The sequence below is a fragment of the Phycisphaeraceae bacterium genome, assembly GCA_020851465.1.
Taxonomy (GTDB): Bacteria; Planctomycetota; Phycisphaerae; order Phycisphaerales; family Phycisphaeraceae; genus JADZCR01.
On record JADZCR010000002.1, the window covers coordinates 238516 to 258482 of the forward strand.

General features: G+C 55.7%; 15 protein-coding genes. 9 read left to right on the forward strand and 6 right to left on the reverse strand.

Features of this window, described 5'->3' with window-relative positions; translation table 11 throughout:
* Positions 1 to 101 precede the first annotated feature (101 nt).
* Positions 102 to 3170 carry a hypothetical protein gene (locus tag IT444_03125; GenBank protein MCC7191752.1) on the forward strand — a complete coding sequence of 1023 codons (3069 nt, stop codon included), beginning with the start codon at positions 102 to 104 and terminating at the stop codon, positions 3168 to 3170.
* A gap of 190 nt (positions 3171 to 3360) precedes the next feature.
* Here IT444_03125 and IT444_03130 read toward each other — a convergent pair whose 3' ends face one another.
* The 5 genes from IT444_03130 to IT444_03150 all read right to left on the reverse strand — a co-directional run bounded on the left by IT444_03130 (position 3361) and on the right by IT444_03150 (position 9598).
* Positions 3361 to 4992 (reverse strand): transglutaminase domain-containing protein, encoded by a 1632-nt coding sequence (locus tag IT444_03130; protein MCC7191753.1) that lies wholly within the window; start codon positions 4990 to 4992, stop codon positions 3361 to 3363.
* Positions 4993 to 5103: 111 nt separating this feature from the next.
* Positions 5104 to 6531 (reverse strand): hypothetical protein, encoded by a 1428-nt coding sequence (locus tag IT444_03135; protein ID MCC7191754.1) that lies wholly within the window; start codon positions 6529 to 6531, stop codon positions 5104 to 5106.
* 104 nt (positions 6532 to 6635) lie between these two features.
* Complete coding sequence (locus tag IT444_03140) at positions 6636 to 7406, reverse strand: glycosyltransferase family 2 protein (protein ID MCC7191755.1); 771 nt, start codon at positions 7404 to 7406, stop codon at positions 6636 to 6638.
* A gap of 144 nt (positions 7407 to 7550) precedes the next feature.
* Positions 7551 to 8426 carry a ribosomal RNA small subunit methyltransferase A gene (rsmA, locus tag IT444_03145; GenBank protein ID MCC7191756.1) on the reverse strand — a complete coding sequence of 292 codons (876 nt, stop codon included), beginning with the start codon at positions 8424 to 8426 and terminating at the stop codon, positions 7551 to 7553.
* 89 nt (positions 8427 to 8515) lie between these two features.
* The gene (locus IT444_03150; protein MCC7191757.1) at positions 8516 to 9598 is read right to left on the reverse strand and encodes an SGNH/GDSL hydrolase family protein; all 1083 of its coding nucleotides are present in this window, start codon (positions 9596 to 9598) and stop codon (positions 8516 to 8518) included.
* 93 nt (positions 9599 to 9691) lie between these two features.
* Between IT444_03150 and mutL the strand changes: the two genes are divergently transcribed.
* From mutL to IT444_03165, 3 genes are all read left to right on the forward strand, one after another.
* The gene (gene mutL / locus IT444_03155; GenBank protein MCC7191758.1) at positions 9692 to 11584 is read left to right on the forward strand and encodes a DNA mismatch repair endonuclease MutL; all 1893 of its coding nucleotides are present in this window, start codon (positions 9692 to 9694) and stop codon (positions 11582 to 11584) included.
* Between the two features lie 129 nt (positions 11585 to 11713).
* Positions 11714 to 12034 (forward strand): hypothetical protein, encoded by a 321-nt coding sequence (locus IT444_03160; GenBank protein MCC7191759.1) that lies wholly within the window; start codon positions 11714 to 11716, stop codon positions 12032 to 12034.
* 220 nt (positions 12035 to 12254) lie between these two features.
* Positions 12255 to 12926 (forward strand): response regulator transcription factor, encoded by a 672-nt coding sequence (locus IT444_03165; GenBank protein ID MCC7191760.1) that lies wholly within the window; start codon positions 12255 to 12257, stop codon positions 12924 to 12926.
* A gap of 72 nt (positions 12927 to 12998) precedes the next feature.
* Here IT444_03165 and IT444_03170 read toward each other — a convergent pair whose 3' ends face one another.
* Positions 12999 to 14231: an HRDC domain-containing protein gene (locus tag IT444_03170; GenBank protein MCC7191761.1), complete on the reverse strand. Its 1233-nt coding sequence runs from the start codon at positions 14229 to 14231 to the stop codon at positions 12999 to 13001.
* 666 nt (positions 14232 to 14897) lie between these two features.
* Between IT444_03170 and IT444_03175 the strand changes: the two genes are divergently transcribed.
* The 5 genes from IT444_03175 to IT444_03195 all read left to right on the forward strand — a co-directional run bounded on the left by IT444_03175 (position 14898) and on the right by IT444_03195 (position 19861).
* Positions 14898 to 15662, forward strand: a complete 765-nt coding sequence (locus tag IT444_03175) for a DNRLRE domain-containing protein (protein ID MCC7191762.1) — start codon at positions 14898 to 14900, stop codon at positions 15660 to 15662.
* Positions 15663 to 15851: 189 nt separating this feature from the next.
* On the forward strand, positions 15852 to 16544 hold the full coding sequence (locus IT444_03180) for a hypothetical protein (protein ID MCC7191763.1): 693 nt from the start codon (positions 15852 to 15854) through the stop codon (positions 16542 to 16544).
* 50 nt (positions 16545 to 16594) lie between these two features.
* A complete protein-coding gene (locus tag IT444_03185; GenBank protein MCC7191764.1) occupies positions 16595 to 17275 on the forward strand; it encodes a biliverdin-producing heme oxygenase in 681 nt (226 codons plus the stop codon).
* Positions 17276 to 17454: 179 nt separating this feature from the next.
* Positions 17455 to 18645: a hypothetical protein gene (locus tag IT444_03190; GenBank protein MCC7191765.1), complete on the forward strand. Its 1191-nt coding sequence runs from the start codon at positions 17455 to 17457 to the stop codon at positions 18643 to 18645.
* 307 nt (positions 18646 to 18952) lie between these two features.
* Complete coding sequence (locus IT444_03195; GenBank protein MCC7191766.1) at positions 18953 to 19861, forward strand: hypothetical protein; 909 nt, start codon at positions 18953 to 18955, stop codon at positions 19859 to 19861.
* The last annotated feature ends 106 nt before the right edge of the window (positions 19862 to 19967 follow it).

A 19967-nucleotide genomic window follows, 5' to 3' on the forward strand; every position in this document is an offset into this window, starting at 1 on the left:
AAAAGTGAATTCAACTGCTGTACGAACACCCTGGCATCGTCGCATTGAGATATGATCCACCGTCGATCTTCTTCACCCGGATTCATCAAGGAAAAATTTCGATGATACGACGCATTACCTGGTGCCTGTCCGTTCTGGCTATGCTGCTCACCGCTATCGACATGAGCTGGGCTCAGGCTCCCGCAACGCCGGCTCCAACGGTCATCGTCGCGGAAGGTGAGTTTTTCACCCCCGGTCAAGCCGCCAATCCAGAACAAGCCTGGAAACTCACCCCGCAGGATCAGAGCTACGCCAGCCATTCCTATGGGGGCATGTGGTCGAACAACGGTGCCCTGCTGGGTGCCTCGTCTGACAGCGCTGGTGCAGTTGCCACCCAAAAGGTGACGATTCCAACAGCCGGTGCCTACCGCGTCTGGAGCAAGTATCAGGCTCCGCCCTACTTCAACTACCTGCACAAAATCGAAGTGATTCAGGGTGGAAACACCGTCTTTTCCCACGTGTACGGCAAGGTCGATGCGCCGCGATTCTGGAGCTTCGGCACCCCGATGAACAAACAGATCTGGTGGTTCTGGGGAGTGGATCACGACGCGGCTGAGGCCCCCGCTGCCACCACTCAGCTCGCTGCCGGTGAGGCGGAAATCCGACTTACCTCCATCGCGCAGCCTGCACCGATGCTCGGCGGTGACCGCTTCATCGACTTCATTGTGCTCACCACTGAATTGCGCGATACCTATCAGAATTTTCAAGGGCAGGGTATTGGCAGCCCCTTCATGATGGAGGCGTGGGCGGCGAATAAGCTTTACGCACGCTTCAAAAACACAACCGCAGCACCCGCGACACTCAGTGCTACCTGTGGTACAGGCCACGTGCAACCACAATACGGCGGCCTCAATGGTGATTTCCCCGCCAAGGGCCAGCCCGTCGCGCCCGGCGCATGGAGTCCGTGGTTTAACATCGGCCCGGTCCTGCGCCTCGCCGCCGATGAGGGCTTCATGGGCTCGCTTCCGGGTAACGTGACGTTTGACTTCCAGATGGCTCGCGATCCCGAAGGCAAGGATATGGTTGCCAACCTGCAACTTCCCAGCGGGGCTGCTCTGATTATTCCCAAAGAAATCGCATGGGATAAAAACGCAAAAGTGATCCTGAGCAAGGACCACGCCTCGAGAATTACCGAGTTGGCCAAAACCAAATGGCGTACCGCCAACAACGGTAAAAAGCCTCAGAAAATCGCGTTCTACGGCGTCTTCCCCAAACGGGCTGGTGAAAACTGGGTTGATACGCTCAAGGATTCCCTGGGCTACAACACTCTTCTTCCGGACAACTTCGCGCATATCAAGCGCGATGGCTATTTCCAGCACACTCATAACGCTGTCGAGATTAAACAATACGCCGAGTCGCTCACTCCCCAGCAGCGGGCGGACATGCGGATTCTTTCCTTCGGCGATGAGATTTACATCCCCGAAATCAACTATGCCGAACCTGCCAACAACGAGAAGTTCAAAAAATGGGTCAAAGCCAAAGGTTTGACCGCAGCGGATCTGGGTGGTGTTGACCCGGCATCGGCCACGCTATCCAAAGCTAACCCGCGGATCGCCTGGTACTCCAACCTTTTCAGCGAGCAGGAGGGTTTCCTCGTCTTCGCTGACAACACGAAACTCGTCGAGCAGCTTTTCCACCCCGACATCCTCACCGGAGCGAATTACTCTCCCCATGCTGCTCCGCAGTATTACGGCCCGATCTCACAATGGGTGGACATCTTCAAGGTCCGAGGGATGAAGGCTTATTGGGCTGAGGACTACATCTTCAGTGTCCCGGAGTCGCCGCAGATCCTCGGCTGGATGTTCGCCACGGTGCGCTGCGCGGTGAAGTATCACAATCTTCCCTCGCACTTTTACATCATGCCTCATGCACCGGGGCAGACCCCTGACAACCTCCATCGCAGCATGCTATTTGCCGTGGGTGCAGGCGCGATCGACATTGATAATTTCTGGGTCGCTCCCGCCGAGACGTTTACAGAAAACTTTGTCTCGTGGGGCTATGAGGATTCCTTCCGCGTCCTCAAGGAATCAATCTATGACTCCGGTGAAGTGGAGGATGTCTCTGTTGGCGGCAAGCCACGCCCAGCCAAAGTTGCGATTGTGCTCAGCAAAGCCACGGAGTTCAACGAAAAGAATCTGAAGGTCGAGCCCTCTAGCGATCTATTCGCCGCTCAATGCACCAATTTCCCGCAAACGCTCTGGCAGCAGACGCTCTGCCGAAAAGATCAGCAGATGCTCTACCTGGCACTTCGCAATGCGAGGCACGAAGTCGAGCTGATTACGGAAGATGACATCACGGAAGGCGTTAACGGCAAGGACATCCTGAACAACTACGACGTGATCTACTTCGCCGGCGAGTGGATTGATGACCATGCTGCTAAAAAGATCGATGCATGGGTTAAGAACGGCGGCGTGCTCTATGCGGCGGCGGGTGTCGGCCACCTGAATCAATTCAATCAGGAAGAGTCTGCTCTGGTCAACATCCTCGGCGTCAAGAGCGCAGGTGTCACCAAAAATGCGTACCACCTTCGTCCTCTCCTGGAACTGCCTCTGGCGCCAGCCATCGACACCATCACCCTCGATAGCGGTGAAAAAATCCCCGCGATCGGCATGAAACAGGTGCTCAAGGTCGATAGCGCATCCGGTGCGAAAGTCGTCGGCAAGTGGAGTGACGGCAGCGCAGCGGTCACCGAGCGTGATTACGGAAAAGGTAAAGCGTTCGCGGTCGGAACCCTCGCCGGCCACAGCTATTTCAAAACCGGCACCCTGCCGGTACCCTGGGCACGAGGAGGCTACAAAAACCTGTACACGCCTATCGACTTCGACCCTGCTGCGACGAAGCTCGCGCTGTTGGGTGTCGCAGCCAAGCCCGACCTTGCACGTGAGATCTCCATCACCGACCCGCATGTCGAAGCGTTGATCCTCGATAACCAAAAAGGGACGCTGGTCACCCTCATCAACTGGGGAAGCTCCCACAGCAAGGGCACCACGGTCACTGTGAAACTCCCGTTCAAGCCCAGTTCTGCGCGCCTCGTCAGCGCGCAGAAGGCAATCGAAGTGAAATACGAAAACGGAGAGGCAACCTTCACGCTCGACGTGCCGGAAGCGGAGTATGTGCTTCTGAACAAGTAAGCCCGCTAATTGTTGGTCAACCCATCCGCGAGGAGATTATTCCTCGCGGATGGGAGATCACGATGGTGTTGATTCGTCGGCTGACTGTAAGCACCGTAAGACAGTACGGTGGCTGTCACTGATTTTGGAGTTCACAGCCAATCTGCGTACGGCTGGTTGACGTGATTTTTCGGATCGGGTGACCTTGTTTTTACTTTTCCTGCTCCGCATCTAACACTGATATTTTGAGTCGGCCGGTCATTCGCAGCAGTTGCCCCATGTCCAGCACTCCGTCCTGATCCGACAACGAACTGCGCGACAGCGCAATGTGAGCTGCGTCGAAGGAAACATCCTCCAGCACAGCATCCAAATCCGCCCACCCTGCCCCAGAGGTAAAAGCTCCTGTGGAATGGGCTTTGGCAGCGGAACCAGCCTTGTTGGATATGTCCGCGTTCCGTCGTTCGGCTGGGAGCCACGCCTGGGTCCACATGTGATAGCCAAAGACATCTTTCTGACCCGCGAATTCCTCCACATAAAGCAGGCCTGACACGACCCGGCTGGGAATACCTGCCGCACGCAGCAACGCAGCCAACAGCACAGCGTGCTCTGTGCAGTCACCTCTGCCGGTTCGAGCGACTTCCGTGGCGGTCGCAAAACCAACTGTCAGGTCCTTCGTCTCCACGTAGTCATGCACAAACTTGCGCAATATCTCTGCCTTCCTCGAAGCGGAGAGATCGTCCGGCTGGCCTGACAGAGCTTTTTTCAACAGGGCCTTGATCTTTTCGTCCTCGAAATCCAGATAATCCGATGCCTTGCGGTGTTCCTCTCTGGGTACGTCATCCAGAGGATTTACCGGCGATGAAAGATCGACCACGACCGTGGCGGTCGATTCATCCGTCCATACGACGCGCTGATAACCGCCACGCGGAAAATCCACCAAGCCGGATGCAGGCCGAGTTGTCGCGCCATCACCTGCTGATTGGTCCGGCTGCAACGTGATCTGGTACACCGCGGAGCGCAGTGTCCTCGGTTTCTGAATCGGATGGTCCGGCTTGACGAAGGATGCAACCATCACCTCGCCAGCCTTCCCGGGTTTTCGTGCGTCTTCCTCGGTCGCCTGCACCACCGTGATCGACAATCCCCCGATCACCGGCATCGTGGACTTGAGCGGCCTTCCAAACTCATCCACATGAGCCAGCAGCGTGACGCCAGGCATGTTGCTGCCGACCTGCGCTGCTGAAAATGCCGTGACATGCCGTCCGGCAATCTCGATATCCTCTTTTCCCTTGATCGTGAGCTTTGATTCAAATCGTTTCAGACTGGTGGCCGGATCGAATGCCCACCACTTGATCTCTTTATCACCTGCAGCAATTCGATCATGCACGTAGCGTTCCGCGGCGGCAGGTGTCAGAAAGTTTCGATCGGCTTCGGTGGTGGTGACTGTGCTGTGTCGCTGTCGATCACCCTGGGTGGTCACCACATCCATCGACTCCGGGCCGAATGTCACCTTCTGTCTCATGACCAGTCCGCCGAGCATCTGCTCGGAAGTTGCGCGGATCGGTTTGCCGTCGGGGGTCTCAGCAAAAGCCGTTGCGATGGAAATGGCGATCTCCGCTTCGCCGCGGCGCATGGACAACTTCATCAGCGTGGTCGATTCGATAACGGTTGACGACTCGCGTGTCGTCGTATTCATGTAGCCGATCTGTTCCTGATCGAGAAAGACCTGATACCAACGGGAAAAAGTGGTCTTGGCCGGTTCGCTGGCGACAACGGGGCCGGCCATCGCGGGAGCAGCCAGCGCAAGCCAAAAGACTGCGGGAGCAAAGCGTGATCGTGTCATCATGAGGTAATGCCTATTGATGTCCTTTTCCGCGTGCCGCCGACCACGGAACCTGCGAGCAACATCAGCGGGAGCCGACTTTACGTTGTTCTAACGCTCAATGCTCAGCGCGGTTCATTGTAGTGCTGCGATTGCCTGCTTCAGCCCATCAAGCTGCTCGTGCGGATAGAGCGAGAAACTCCAGTCGCGCCGCAACGCCAGCCCTTGATTCCGCACACCGACACTCGCCTGTGATAGGCGTTGCTCCGCTTGATGTATTGCGTGCGGATGCGCGGCTGTCAGCTGCCCGTTCATTTCACGTAATTCGTCAAACAACATCCGTCGCCGCACCTTATCGCCTTTGGCAATGCGCATTTCCTTAAGGATGTGCTGTTTGCGCCGTGTCGATCCGTCATCGAGTCTCAACGCGCGATCCATGTTGTACGGCAGGTGATGTTTCCACCAATGGGCACGAGCCAGATCATTGCGTGTAGCCACGGGTACCGTAAAAGGCAGGTGCAGATCCGCGCTGACGACAGCCATCGGAGCCAGTTCCTCCTTCGCCCAATCGCGCCACCATTCTTCGGTGATCTGCTCATAGATTCCGCCGCCTTTGCCGTGAATAAACAAGTCACAACATGATCGACGAAGGATGGCCGTCATGAAGATCGCCCGCGGCGCGAGCTGTAGCCCGCCCGGTCGAGTTCGCGCCAGGGGCAGGCCCATGACATCAATCACCTCGCCGGTCTCCAATGCAAGAACCGGCCGCGATCCTGACAGATCGGCAAAAACCCTGAGGCGAGGCTGCTGCCATCCCAATGCCCATAAGGGCAGTTCTACGCGATCGCGCGTCACAACCAATTGGGAAACCCTGGCCTCAAAATGTCGGACGGCTGCGCGGTTGTAAATCGCTGCGCAATGACGAGCATCCGCCAGCATCCGTTGTACGAGGTAGTCGAAGGATGGAAGCAGATTTAACTGCGTAGCGAACAGCAAAGGCATCGAGCCGGTCCAAGGCTCCATGAGTTTGTCGGTCCATGCACCGACTTGTTCAGCCAAAGTACGGGCCGGCGGAAGCGTCCGTATCGTGTTTCGGAGCGAACCGATATCAGCAGCCAGCGAGTTTTTCGTCAGAGCGTCGAGCGAAGACTGGATCACCTCCAAATCCGCAGCAGGCTGCGATCCTGACGGCAGAGTTAAGTTTTCCGGTGCGAGATTGACCCGTTGGGAACGCAACGTGTCGCCGTCGTAGATCGGAACATCGAGCGCAAGGGCCTCATGAACATCCTGATCAACGACAAGATGAAAAGTCGTTGCCCCCATCCGATCGGCTGTAAGCGAGGTCGCCACATCCTTGGCGAGTATCCCCGGATGCCAGAGCCACGCCTGGTGCCCCGTTGCGACGATACTCGTTACCTCAACAACCTGTGGCCCGCCCAGGAGCAGTGAATTCTGGTTCAGTAGTTCTTTGAGAAAGGCCCGATCCGCAACACGGTCAGCAGCCGGTACTGAACCGGGCCGCAACACCCACTCGTGTACCCGTGGCTCGGCCAGCACTTTCATAGAGACACTCTACCGAACCTGGCCAGGGCTATTTGCAACCAGATCATCCCCACGAAGGGGATGCGGAACATCGAACGATGCGTGTGACACATTTCCGACGTGACTTACTCTTCAGAATCACAATTGGCGCACGCGGGTTCAGCCTGCGGAAATTTATCGGGAAACTTCGCCAGCTCACGCTCAAACACCTGAGTGTAGTGGGCCAGGCGATGGTCAGGATTGTCCAGCGATCCGCCGAAACTGCGATTCGGGTCGTTGTAAATCAGATCGATCGGCAGCTCGGTTATGCGCAAACCATTCGCAACTGCCTGTACCCAGAATTGAAGCGGGAATGCGTAGCCGGTCTCGTCAAGCGTAAGACGGCGGAGTGCTTTGACTCGGTAGGCCTTGAAACCACAGAACGCATCAGTGAGCCGCAGACCCAGACGGTCATTGACCATAGCTGTGATCTTGCGATTGATCGCACGGCGATCCGTCGGCGCAACAGTCACAGCCGACTCGACGGTCATGTATCGGCTGCCGCTGATCACATCCGCGCCATTCTCCCGGTCGTTCTGTGCCTGCTGAATGGCAGCATGGAAATCCGGCAGGCTCGCGGGTTGATGCTGCTCGTCGCAGTCCATGGTGATCAGCCAGTCGTAGCAATAGCATTGACAGGTCGCCCATCGAAACGCAGCGATCATTGACTGGCCGTATCCGCGGTTGCGGGCATGTCTCACGACTTCAACGGGTTGCTTGGCCAGCAGTAACGGCGTCTCATCGGTGGAGCCGTCATCAATGACCAAAATGTCGCGGGCATAACGGCGCACCTCATCGAGAACCTTGGTGACGTGCTTTTGCTCGTTATAAACGGGAATTGCCAGGAGAGTACGCATGAGTCGAGTCCTTCTTGCCGCGGGTTCGACCTGTCGTCAGGCCGACACCCGCTGGAGGATGGTAAGCCGGGTCAGGGACAGGTTCCAGCGGCGCAGATTTCAAATTGTTCCTTCCCTGTCCATAGCGGTTATACCCGCGAGCAACTACTTCAAGGACACCGAAGCTGCCAGCGCGACGAACTGTTCAATAGTGAGCTGCTCTGGCCTGGCCATGGGATCAATGGCGGCGGGAAGCACGGTATTCCGACCAAGAATCGAACCGATCTGCTTGCGGCGTTTTGAAAACAACGTATGCAGCAGATGAGATAGGGCTTTCAGATCCGGAGCAAGTGGCTCTTTTCGGCGACGTAAGCACACCACTGCTGAGTCCACTTTCGGAGCCGGCCAGAAACATCCGGGAGTCAATATTGCGATCCGCTCAACGTGGCACGCTGCCTGAACGAAAATTCCCAGCGGACCATAGTCCTTGCCGCCCGGCTCAGCAGTCAGTCGATCAGCCACCTCACGTTGGATCATCACCACAGCCAGCGTCATCTCAGGATGATCAAGCACCAGGTTCGCCAGGAGTGGCGAAGCGACGTTATAGGGAAGGTTAGCGATCAGCTTGAAGTCAAACGGGTTAGAAGGTCGGTGTGCCAGGTCAGGAGTACCTGTCTCGCGGACCTCATCGAGTAATTGCCACACCGCTGGGTTGATGTCGTGCTTACCCGCCAGGACATCAGCGATGAGAAGTCTCGCGCGTTCCGGGCGACGTTCCAGCACGCGCTGTCGCAAAATCGGCTCAAGCTCGCCGTCGATTTCCACCATCGCCAGCCGAGCACCAGCATCCAGTAACCGTTCCGACAGCGCACCGGTGCCGGGGCCTACCTCGAGCACGAGTTCGCCATCTTTCAATGCGGCTGCGTCAAGAATCCGAGCCATCTGATTGGCATCGTGCAAAAAGTTCTGCCCCAGCCGATGCCGCGGATGCAAGCCATAAGTTGCCAGAAGTGATTTGATTTCGGAAAGCGTCTGGGCCATGACAACTTCGCGTCATTGGAACAACATCAGTCGATGCGCAAATCCTCTCAGCCAGACGACCAGCCTCATGCCTCGCATCTTGCTGTCAGCTACAGGAATCGGCGGACCGTTTTCCCAATCACTTTTGCCATGCGCAAAAATCCCAGATCCGTCGGATGCACGCCGTCCACCGTGCCGAAGTTATCCCTCTCAACATCACCCAGAAGCGTATCGCCCTTGACGTAGAACAGGTCTTTCACCCCAATCTTGAGTAACTGGCGGAAGGCTTCGCGAAGCCGTGCATTCTTATCCGTTCGAATGTTGGCACCGGACTTCTGAAACGGCTGGGATTGATAGATGATGTTTTCGACCAGCACGATCGGTGTTCGTGGCCGGGCGGTGCGAAGGGTTTTAACGAACGGCTCCGTGCGTTGACTCACCTGTTCGGGAGACATATTTGGCAGGCCGTCGAGCACAAAGACCGCAGGGTTGAGTTCACCCAGAAACGGCGCCATTTCGAGATCCATCGGTCCATTACCGGAAAAGCCGAGATTGATCGAATTGCAATCAAGATCACGGGACATGATTTCCGGATAGCCCATACCGGATCGACTCGCGCATCCGCCATGCACAATTGATGTGCCGTACACGACAAAACCTCTGCCTTTTTTGCCGGATCGCGGCTTGGCGCGCTTGATCGTGGCCCCTTCAGGAATGCCAATAGCCACACTTGTGACACCGTTGTAGAGCGGCAGAAAGAGCTGGTACTCGCGCGATCCATCCAGCGAACCGTTTATCGTGACTTTGTTGGTGAGCGACGCTCCCGGTATGCCGGTACCTGCCCAGAGCCAGCGACCGCTTTTTCGGCCATACAAATCGAGTCCGCTGACACCTGTCGCCGGCATATGCGGCATGGCGTAGTTTTCGGAACGCAGCGTCCACCGTGCAGAGATGGCTGTCGCGTTAGTTACAAATCGAACGTTGATTCCCGCGGAATGATGGCTGAGTTCCCAGACCGGCGGACGCACAATGGCTTTCGCCCGGGCTGGCAAGCGATCATAAAACTCCTCGGTGTCGTTCCATCCTCGCCCCTCAACGCCGAGCGCGCGGATGTCGTACCAGCGCACGCCGTCAGCCACTTCCAGAGGAACGAAGTTTTTATCCAGTTTGTCGATTGTTGAAGTCTGTGCCATGGTGTCTCTGATTGTTGGAATAAGGAACTTTATCAAACCGGCGAGAATACCCCTCGTGTCGAGGTCGGGTAAACCCATGCTAACATGGCCGACATGCCTATTCGCAAGCTGCCGCTGCTGCTGGTGAATCAGATCGCTGCGGGCGAGGTGATCGAGCGGCCGGCCAGTGTCGTCAAAGAACTCGTGGAAAACAGCCTCGACGCCGGCGCGAAGCGCATCGAAGTTGCCGTTGAGGATGGCGGCCGGGAGTTGATTCGTGTCAGCGATGATGGCGGAGGCATCCCGTCGGATGAGTTGTCACTGGCGCTTGCACCTCACGCCACGAGCAAGCTTCAGACTCCCGATCAGCTTGCCGCGATCACAACCATGGGATTCCGCGGCGAGGCATTGGCGTCCATCGCCAGTGTCAGCCGGATGCGTCTGACCAGCCGAGCGACAATCGATGGCAAGTCCGCTGAGTCCGGAGCATACCTCCAGGCGTCCGGCGACTATGTGGGCGAAGTCACCCCCGATGCCTGCGCTCCGGGCACTGTCGTCGAAGTGCGAGACCTGTTTTTCAATACCCCCGCACGACGGAAGTTCATGCGTGCCGGGCCGACGGAGTTTGGTCACATCACCGAATTACTTGGTCGGCTCGCAATGGTCCGTCCGGATGTGTCGTTCACCCTCCTGCATAACGGCAAAAAATCACTTGAGGTCTTTGCAACTTCATCGCGTCGTCAGCGCTGTATCGATGTGTTGGGAGAGGAACTCGATGAAGCCATGCTCGAGTTCGAGCAGGAGGATATAAGCCCCGATGCAGTGATAGAAGAAAACAACCGCACCAAGCGCGCTCGTGTATGGGGGCTTGCCGGGCTGCCCGCGATTGCCCGCGCCACGGGCAAGTTTCAATACCTTTACCTCAACGGGCGACCGATCCGCGACCGCACGCTGACACACGCCATCAAAGAAGCCTATCGCGGCTTGATCCCGCCGGATAAACAACCGGTCGCAGTAGTCTTTTTGGAAATCGATCCGCGCGCCGTCGATGTGAACGTGCACCCTGCTAAAGCTGAAGTCCGCTTCGGTGATCCCAATCGCTGGCACGGCCTGGCGCTCGCAGCAATGCGGCAGCGGTTGTTGGCGGGTGATCTGACGCCGAGCGTTGGGATGCCACCACTGGATACTTCCCGCGGATCGAGCATGTCGATCCCCCCGCCCCAAACCTCAACGCCGATCCCGCAAACCAATGCTGCGGCTTTTGTGGAGTACTTCCGCAGAATGGACCCGCAGCAGAAAAACTTTGTATATGAGGAAGTTCGCCGCGAGGTAGTCGGCAATTTATCCGATCAGTCCGTCTCTTTGCCGAACCCATCCGGGACGGAATCGGAGCTAGTTGCGCCCGTGCTGCGTGCGCAGGGTGTCCTTCAAGTTCATCAGAGCTATTTGGTGACGCAGGACGATCAGGGGCTGCTCATCGTCGATCAGCACGCACTGCATGAGCGGGTGATGTTCGAGGAGCTTCGCCGCCGCGTGCTGGCTCCGGGATCCACGCTGGAAAGTCAGCGGTTACTGATGCCTGCGGTCGTATCCGCCTCCGTAAAACGGCAGGCATTGATTGAGCAACTCAAGCCGCTCCTGGAGCGGATCGGCATCGAAGCTGAGCCAATCGGCAAAGATGCGGTCGCGGTTCATGCGTTTCCGTCATTCCTCTTCGACCGCAACGTGGACCCCGTCGAGTTTTGTGAGGAACTCCTCGATAAAGCTGAGGACGGTCAACTCGATCAACCCAGCGTGAATACCGACGAAGCGGTGCTGCACGAGGTGCTGGATATGATGGCCTGCAAGGCAGCGGTGAAAGCTGGAGACGCCATGCGACCGGAAGAGCTCGCTGCACTTCTGGCGAAACGCGACGAAATCGAACGATCCAGTAACTGTCCGCATGGACGGCCGACTACCATCCGCCTGACACTCAAAGACCTGGAAAAACAGTTCAAGCGAGTTTGAGCAGCCCACGACATCGCCGCACGTCAATCATCACAACCCGGAAGCCCGTCGATTGACTCCAATAACACGGGGTATCGGAGCAGTTCTGCAAGTGACACGGCATCGTACTCTCATCGGTAGAATCTTCGTATGGTCAAATTCGGAGCGATCAAGCGACAGCACGGCCGAATCGACGGACTCGATGAGTTGCTCGATCGGATCATCCGTGAGTGTCCTCACGTTTCGCGGATCGTCCCCGGCCGCATGGGTCGCAAGCGAGGCAATACTCCCGCCAAACTCAAGATCCAATATGAAACCGCGGGAAATGCTGCCGCCTCCGCGGGTAAACCGGCAACTGGTCTCAAGTGCATCTACACCAAGGCGGGCAGTTGGCAGGAAGTTTTTCTGATCTGCGGAAACACAGCGGCAGCACGTCAATGGCTTGAGAGACAACCGTTCACCGATACCTGATACAAATCTACGGGTTTCTATTCAACGATCCTTATTCGGTTCGTAAACGACACAACAACGAGCTGCAACAACCCGAATCCTCTTCGTGGTGGAACTGCACAATATATTTTTTCGCGTTATCACGTTATGACTATGAATGGTTCAGACTGCGTATGATTGCCGTATGGTGAGCGGTTTCGGTCACATGAAGTATTGACAGACCAGCGGAGATGTTTCTGTCATGACGAAAGCCACCGCGATTGATCGCCCATCAAAAATCCTGATCGTCGATGACCATCCTATTGTCCGCCAGGGGCTGGCCAGGCTCATCGAGGAGCAGCCGGGTTTCAGCGTGTGCGGACAGGCGGAAGGGGCTGCCGATACCCTTGAGCTGTTCGAAGCTACTCAGCCGGATCTGATCATCGTGGATATTTCGCTCAAAGATGTTGGCGGCATCGAGTTGATCAAACAAATCAAATCACGCAATCCGAACACTCTGATGCTTGTCTCGTCAATGCACGATGAGTCGCTGTATGCAGAGCGTGCTTTGCGCGCTGGGGCCAGAGGCTATATCAACAAAGAGGAGGCCATCGAAAAAATGATGGCTGCGATCAAAACCATCCTCAGCGGCAAGGTCTATCTGAGTGAACGGATGACCGACCAACTGCTTCATCGTGCTGTCACACCCAGCGACGGGATTCAGACTTCTCCCGTCGAGAGTCTTTCCGACCGCGAGCTCGAAGTCTTTGAATTCATCGGCGACGGCCTGACCACAAGGCAGATCGCCAGAAAATTATTTCTAAGCACGAAAACGATCGAGACCTATCGCGAACACATCAAAAGCAAGCTCAATGTCAAGAGCAGTACTGAACTGGTCCACTTCGCGGTGCGCTGGCGATTGGAAAAAGAGTAAGGGAACACTCTCGATTGATGAAACACGCGAGTACGAAAGACGACCCCTGCCAGCCGGAGAGATACTAAATCCTTAAATGGTTGCGAGGACATCAGCCAGCAGTTCCTGCCGCCACCCTCTGGTAAGCCGTGAGTCTTCTGTAATGCCAGCCGTGCGTAGAGCCAGTAATCGAGCGATTTCCCGCTTGCTTGCCACAAGTGCCGGGGCGATGGTCCGATCCGCGGCACGTGTCTGAATCATGGTCCAGAACGACTCCACGCGATCACGGTCCGCGGAGACTAACGGGCTGTTCTCCTGGATCGGCGGTTCCTTCATCGCTGCCTGCGTCAAATCCACGATCGTCTGCCCCCAGACATCCTCGACAGGCCGGGGCAGATGTCGAATCCGCGCCAGGTCCGCTACTGTTCGTGCCGGCGAACGGGACAGTGTGAGAAGCACGCCGTCATTGACCAGTGATCGGGGTGGAACATCCGCCTCGCGTGCGGACTGTTCGCGCCAGGCGAGCAGAGCCCGCAACACATTTTTCTGTCGCGGCCGAAGAATCTCAACGCCGCGCACCCGCAGTCGCGATGATTGGGGATCAAACTCATAAAGCGAGCGATCGGTCAGCACGCTGCATTCTTCCTCAGCCCATGAAGCATTACCTCGCAAATCCAATTGCTTGCCTAGCTCGTGCCGCACCAATGGCAGGTATCGCACGTCATTGGCGGCGTACTGAGTCTGAATCGGAGACAGCGGCCGATAGTCCCATTGACTGAATTTCAAACCCTGTCCGACATCTCCACTGGTCAGATGTAACGCGAGTTTCCCCATGGCGATGGGATACGTCTGGCCGATGAACCCAGCCGCGATTTGAGTATCAAAAACTCGTTGTGGCGGCTTCCCAAGATGTCTCAATACCGGCTCGAGATCCTGCACCCCTGCGTGAACGATTTTTTCTACCGCATCATCCGCCAGCAAAGCCCAGAACGGTTGCAGGTCTAATCCCGCGAGTGGATCGACCAGCGTCACTTTTTTTGTTGTTGCGACCTGCACCAGACAGAGCCTGGGAAAGTAACTCTGTTCTCCGATGAACTCACTGTCATAGGCAAACCGTCCCGCATCGCGCAGCTCGCCAATAAGCCTGGTTAAACCCACCCGGTCCTGCACGATCTCCGGCACATTCGTCGGCACGAGGGGGTGGTCAAGGACAGCCGGAGGCGGAGCTGGCGTATTGTGGGCTTCGTGGTGACTCCGCATTCTGTGCGTGCTGCGGTAGCCGTTCCATCTGGCTGGCTTCGAGGGTTGAGAATGCTGATCGGGCATGGGGGCGGGACATTTTAGCGAGGAAGGTTTCCAGCCTTTTTATCCGTGTCAAGCGGTAGTTTTCCCGTTCCGAATCACCGCAACGATTTTTTCTGCCCATTTCACGGTACGTGACTTGACAAACCACAAAACTTAAATGAGAATGATTATCATTCGCATAATTGGCATGTAATTGGTTACAAAATTATCCCCATCAATTACGGCTGGGTATCGAGCTTTGATGTTTGCATCAGAACTGTACGTAAGTAGGAAAGGAGACTAGGGCCAGGGATTTTGATGATCGGACGCATCTGCGGATAAAACCAGTTGTGTTCAATGCAGCATCCGTCGTTTATGTCATCTTGGTAAACCAGCGTTGAAACAGCCAGCGGACAACAGAATCGAAAATTGGAATCACACAAAATCCGTAAAGTTTTTCTCTGAATTTTTGATTAATTACTGAATTCAATCGGTTCCGTGGATCGCCCCCGCATGTAGTCGCTGATTTGCTGAGTTGTAGCGTGTTTTTGGAAGCTTTTTCGCTTATAATGGAGTACTCCCGCCTCGTTGTTTGATTGAAAAAAGATCATGAGTTATTGGAATCCTCGTCGCGCTTGTCGGATGTGCATCCGGCAAGCAACACGGTTCGCAGGTTATGCGGGCGCATCCCGCAATGGAGAGTGTGAAATGTTTCGTCGAGTCTTGTCTGCCTTAGTGCTAGCTGCTGTTACCGGTCTGCTGAGTCCATTCGCCCGCGCGGATGTACTCACGCTCCAACCCGATGCAACGGGTGTTGATGACGTGTTTCTCTATGCTGGGTTTCCAACCACTAATTTCCAGGTTGGTTTCCCCACCTACGCGCCGCTGCTGGGAGCTTCTTATTTCCCCATCGGAGGTGACCATACTACGCAGAGCTACATTCGTTTCAGTGACTTCAGCAGTCTGCCCGTGTTTAACCAAAACGAGGTGGCTTCCGTCACGCTGGGACTGACGACGCGCCCGATTCTTGCAGGCACAGGCGAAGACCCGAATAGCAGCAACCCAGTCACGATCTCGTTGTATGAAGTTTCGGCCGATTGGTCGGAAAACACACTGACCTGGAATAACAAGCCGGGTATCGGCCTGTCTCCGCTGAGCACAAACACGATCACAGCGGTGGCGGCGGATAATTCCATCGTGTCCACCTGGAACATTCCCGTTGCCCTCTTCCTTAGCTGGCTGAACTCACCCTCCACAAACTACGGCGTGGCGATCACCCGTGATGCCGCCGACTGGCGCGGTGCCGGCCCGCCACCGGACGACTACGGAGTCATGTTCCGTTCGTCGGACTACGCGACCGCTAGCGCAAGGCCGTTCCTGCAAATTGTCACTGCCCCAATTCCTGAACCGACCTCCTTCGCAGTTTTGGTGCTGGGCGCCACTCTGGTACAGTCGCGGCGGCGGCGAGCTTGATTCAACTTTCTTTAACCGGATGGATCTGCTTTCGGGGAGATATGGCTGGAGTCAAGGACCGTGACGAAATACCAGTCTGATCGCTGGAATAACCTGGAATCCCGGCAAGGTGCGCACCCATCGGCTGATCGGATCACGCAACGGGGGCGGGGACGCGGCAAATGCGCGTTCACGCTCCTGGAGCTCCTCGTGGTCATTTCGATCATCACCATTCTGGTTGCGATCATTTTGCCGGCATTGAGCAAAGCTCGCGCTGTCGCAGAAAAGATCAAATGCGGCAGCGCGCTGAAGCAATCAGGCGTGGCGCTGGCCGCTTATATCACCGACTGGCGCGACACTCTTCCTTACATTGACTCAGCTCTTTTCAAACCGGACGGCTCACGCGATTTCAATGCTGATCCATTCGATGCTGCACTTTATCCTCATGAATGGCCTCAGACGATGAAGGACTACTTCACCGACCTGAGCATCATGCGGTGCCCTTCACAGATTCTGGGATATCCCGAATCCAACGTAAAAATTTCGTATCGTTTCTCCTCCGCGGATAATCTCAACGGCATCCCGGAGACGGTTGATCAGCTCCGCAACCCCATCAGCGGAGTCGATTACAACTGGGACCTGAAATATCTCAACGGTCGCAGGTACGACATGCTCACCAAGGATGAGAGTTATCTTCCTGATGGGGCGGAAGGCTGGCCGCTGATTCGAAGTTCCGGCCCCTATTACCTCATCCGCGATTTTCTCAACCAGCAAGGCGGTCTGACCGGACCGTGGCTGACCCCGCACTTTGGGTATTTCAACCAACTCATGCTCGACCTGCATGTCGTCCTGATCAAGACTGACAACTACCACGGCCTGACGGATGACAAGGACGGAGATTGAGTATCGGGGTACTCGCTCCTGAATCACAATCCTTACCGAAAGAAATATTCATGAGTTCCATAGCATCAAATCCTCCATTGACATTGCAATTGCGTGAACACACGGCCCAGCATCACAAGAATGCTGAGGGACGCGCATTGGAACGCTCTCTTGCCGCCGGCACACTGCCGCGAGATTTGTACCTGGCCATGCTCGGCCAGCGTTACCTCATCCATCGCGTGCTGGAAAAGCATCTGGCGAACCTGAACACGACCGCGCCGGAAGTATCCGTGTTAATCGATCAACAACAGTTTCTCGCCCCGCATGCCGAGGCTGATCTGCGTCACTTTGGCGTCAATATCAGCTCCATCACTCCGCTTAAATCCACCCAGCAACTTTGTGAGCAGATCGATCAAACCGCAGCTAAGAACCCGACCGCACTGGTAGGTGTTCACTACGTCTTTGAGGGCAGTAAAAACGGTGCCCGTTATCTTTGCCGCATCGTTCGACAGGCTTACGGCCTCCATACCGCTGACGGCGTCCGCTACATGGATCCGCATGGTGAACAGCAGCGACCGCTGTGGGAGCAATTCAAACAGCGTCTGGACAGTCTGCCCCTTGAACAAGATCGCATAACGGAAATTGTGGCGGCAGCGGCAACCACCTTTGACGGTATCAGCGCAATCGACGATGAGTTGATGGCTGGTGCTCCTCCGGTCTCCGCATCGCCGGGACATGCGCATCGCCATTGACCGGTTACGGATCTCCAACGCAGCTGTGTAAAGCAATCACATGCGCTGAAAGAGGTTGGTTTTTCCTACCGTCAGCCGTTGGAATTTAATTCATCAGACGGCTACGAATTTATATCAATCTGACCGGGGCGGATCGTGGGAGAATTGTTTACAAGTGTTGAACCCGCACGGGAAAACTCATGAGCCGTGCATTAGAAAGTGGCCCTACAGCGCCACGCGTCGTGTTTACGCCGCGTGAGCTTGGTCGCGTAGGAGCGGCCGCCACCATGATGGTCTTCGGCGGTACCGTCATCATCCTCCTGATGATGGCGATGATGGGCCATTACAACTCACTGGCCCACAGCGGACCCAAGGCTGTCTTGGACGGTGCGGTGATCGCCCTGCTGCTGGGTAAGCAACACCGATGGCGCGTGCTACCCCTGCTGGGGATCGTCTATGGCTTGGTGCTCCTGATCCAGATCGGAGTTCCTTATCTACCCATCGTCCTTACTTTTGCCGGAATACTCGGTGCCGTCGGCGGCAAAACGGCAGGCTTGATTAATCGACGGCTTGGCATACTCATCGCTGCTGGTCTATTCACATGGGCGGCAGGCCTCGGTTCACCCATCAAAATCTACTTTGGCACGGCGGATCAACACGAACCATTCCTCTGGGGACTCTGGTTCGCTGAATGGCCTTTGCGCATCGGCGGTGCGTGGCTCGGCGTGATGCTGACATGGCGAGGCTGGGCGAAACCTTCTCCCGTCGAGACCATCGAACCGGCCATAGATGCCGAGAGTCAGCCATTAACACACGGAATGCCCGGCAGCCGTACCGTGGTTCGAGGTGTGCGTCCCGCCGCGTTACGGCTGGCGATGCTCCTGCTCGTAGCCATCCTTCCCTTGGCGATTCAGAAATGGTCCGCTTTGACTGCGATCACGTTGCTGACGCTCACCTACGCGCTGGTGCTCGGCTCAAGTCGCCGGGTCCTTCAAACACTCCTGGGTATCGTTTGGGGTTGGGCGGTGTTCGCAGCGGCTAGCTATTTGTGGCATCACGATCCCGACCGCGTAATTGACCTCATCCGAACTTTCGCGCTCCGCTTCGCGCCGATGGCGCTGGCAGCAGTTGTTTTGATCGGAACCACACGGCCTGTCGATGTGCTGCGAGTACTTCGTCACTGCAAGATACCCCGCGCTGTCCTCCTGCCGATGGCAGTCGTACTGCGCCAGATACCGCAAAGCCGCCGTGAGTTGTCACATGGGTTTGCCCAATTGCGCCAAAAGGGGCAATGGAAAGGTCCGCTCTCGTTATTTCGGAACCCATCAGCTGTACTTGGTACGCTTCTTTTCCGACCTCTACAAAGATGGGCGCAACTGCTGTCTGACTGACGATCAATCGTTCAAATACAATCAGAGAATTACGTAAAATACGTTATTTCAATTAGTTATGATTCGTTTGTTGCTGTGGCAACAAATACCCGCCTGTCTAGCAATTTTCGATAATTAATTTACTTTTCATCTTAAATTCCCTATCTAAATGCTAAAATTGCACATTCAGTTGGCGTTTGGGTGCTGTGAAGTGCGAGACAACTCGAATCAGCATTTTCTGCAGCGATTTATTTCGGGATCACTTCTAAGGTGGGGGTAGAGACCGAAAAAGCAGCGGCTGGGAATCGATAACCTGGTCGGAGGATCAATGCGTCGTCGGTTTGGTCTGGGTATTACGCTCGTGGAAATGCTCGTCGTCATTGTGACCATGGTCGCAATGGTGGCGATGCTGTTACCTGCGCTGCAACGAGGACGCGACTCAGCACGCAGCATCGTTTGCCTGAGCAACAACCGACAGACCACCTTGCCGGTTCTGATTGAAGTGCAGGAGCAGAATGGCCTGTTTCCAACTCCTACAGAAATGGTGCAGGTTGCTGACCCTCGAACCTTCACCTGCCCCAGCGACCCGTCACCACTGCTTCTTCCCTCTGCAATCACCCAGCGACCAAACGTTATCCAATCGAGCTATGCCTTTAACCCGGAGTTTTCCCTCTACCGCGTGCGCTATGAAGCGATTTATTCGCCTTCACAACGGATCATCAGCTACGAAGGGTATCGGGATGTGCCTGATAGCGATGACAATTCGCCGGGTGCCACTGCAAGTTTTAATTCCCAGGTCTGGATCGCTGGTAATAACGTCACGTTCACTCACTTCCCCCCTGGAAATTTCCAAATCCCAAGCGTGCTGACCAACAACGGCCCTGATCTGGATGCTCATCTTCACAGCAACAATCCAAACCATATGGATTTACTGGGTAACTGGGTGGTTTCCGGCGGATTCAACATCCTTGACACGCTGACGCGCGATTTTGTCCCGCGTCATGCTTCATCCAAACCCAAAGGTGATGTGATTTTCCTCGACGGCCACGCTGAAGGTAAACCTGCCGTCACCGCCTCAATGGTGCTGTACCCCGACCCGATTATGGTGACTATTGGAAATACCGGATCGCCCCATGACGATGATGAAGGCCATCATTACAACGGTAATGGCTACGGTCACGAATATAGCAATGGAAAAGGTCACGATCACGATGATGACCACGAAGGCTTGAAATGAGATTTCGTGCGGAATGTGATGCTTCTCGCTTAAGCGCCCTCCTTTCTGAATAATCCGACAATCAACACTCGACGGATACCTGTTCACCCACGCTGAAGTTCCCAGC

What these genes read in the sequence shown, in the direction of transcription:
- rsmA (MCC7191756.1), bottom strand. Translation starts at nt 8,426, where the DNA reads ATGGCCCAGACGCTTTCCGAAATCAAATCACTTCTGGCAACTTATGGC.
- IT444_03125 (MCC7191752.1), top strand. Translation starts at nt 102, where the DNA reads ATGATACGACGCATTACCTGGTGCCTGTCCGTTCTGGCTATGCTGCTC.
- IT444_03160 (MCC7191759.1), top strand. Translation starts at nt 11,714, where the DNA reads ATGGTCAAATTCGGAGCGATCAAGCGACAGCACGGCCGAATCGACGGA.
- mutL (MCC7191758.1), top strand. Translation starts at nt 9,692, where the DNA reads ATGCCTATTCGCAAGCTGCCGCTGCTGCTGGTGAATCAGATCGCTGCG.
- IT444_03185 (MCC7191764.1), top strand. Translation starts at nt 16,595, where the DNA reads ATGAGTTCCATAGCATCAAATCCTCCATTGACATTGCAATTGCGTGAA.
- IT444_03130 (MCC7191753.1), bottom strand. Translation starts at nt 4,992, where the DNA reads ATGATGACACGATCACGCTTTGCTCCCGCAGTCTTTTGGCTTGCGCTG.
- IT444_03140 (MCC7191755.1), bottom strand. Translation starts at nt 7,406, where the DNA reads ATGCGTACTCTCCTGGCAATTCCCGTTTATAACGAGCAAAAGCACGTC.
- IT444_03150 (MCC7191757.1), bottom strand. Translation starts at nt 9,598, where the DNA reads ATGGCACAGACTTCAACAATCGACAAACTGGATAAAAACTTCGTTCCT.
- IT444_03195 (MCC7191766.1), top strand. Translation starts at nt 18,953, where the DNA reads ATGCGTCGTCGGTTTGGTCTGGGTATTACGCTCGTGGAAATGCTCGTC.
- IT444_03175 (MCC7191762.1), top strand. Translation starts at nt 14,898, where the DNA reads ATGTTTCGTCGAGTCTTGTCTGCCTTAGTGCTAGCTGCTGTTACCGGT.
- IT444_03170 (MCC7191761.1), bottom strand. Translation starts at nt 14,231, where the DNA reads ATGCCCGATCAGCATTCTCAACCCTCGAAGCCAGCCAGATGGAACGGC.
- IT444_03190 (MCC7191765.1), top strand. Translation starts at nt 17,455, where the DNA reads ATGAGCCGTGCATTAGAAAGTGGCCCTACAGCGCCACGCGTCGTGTTT.
- IT444_03165 (MCC7191760.1), top strand. Translation starts at nt 12,255, where the DNA reads ATGACGAAAGCCACCGCGATTGATCGCCCATCAAAAATCCTGATCGTC.
- IT444_03135 (MCC7191754.1), bottom strand. Translation starts at nt 6,531, where the DNA reads ATGAAAGTGCTGGCCGAGCCACGGGTACACGAGTGGGTGTTGCGGCCC.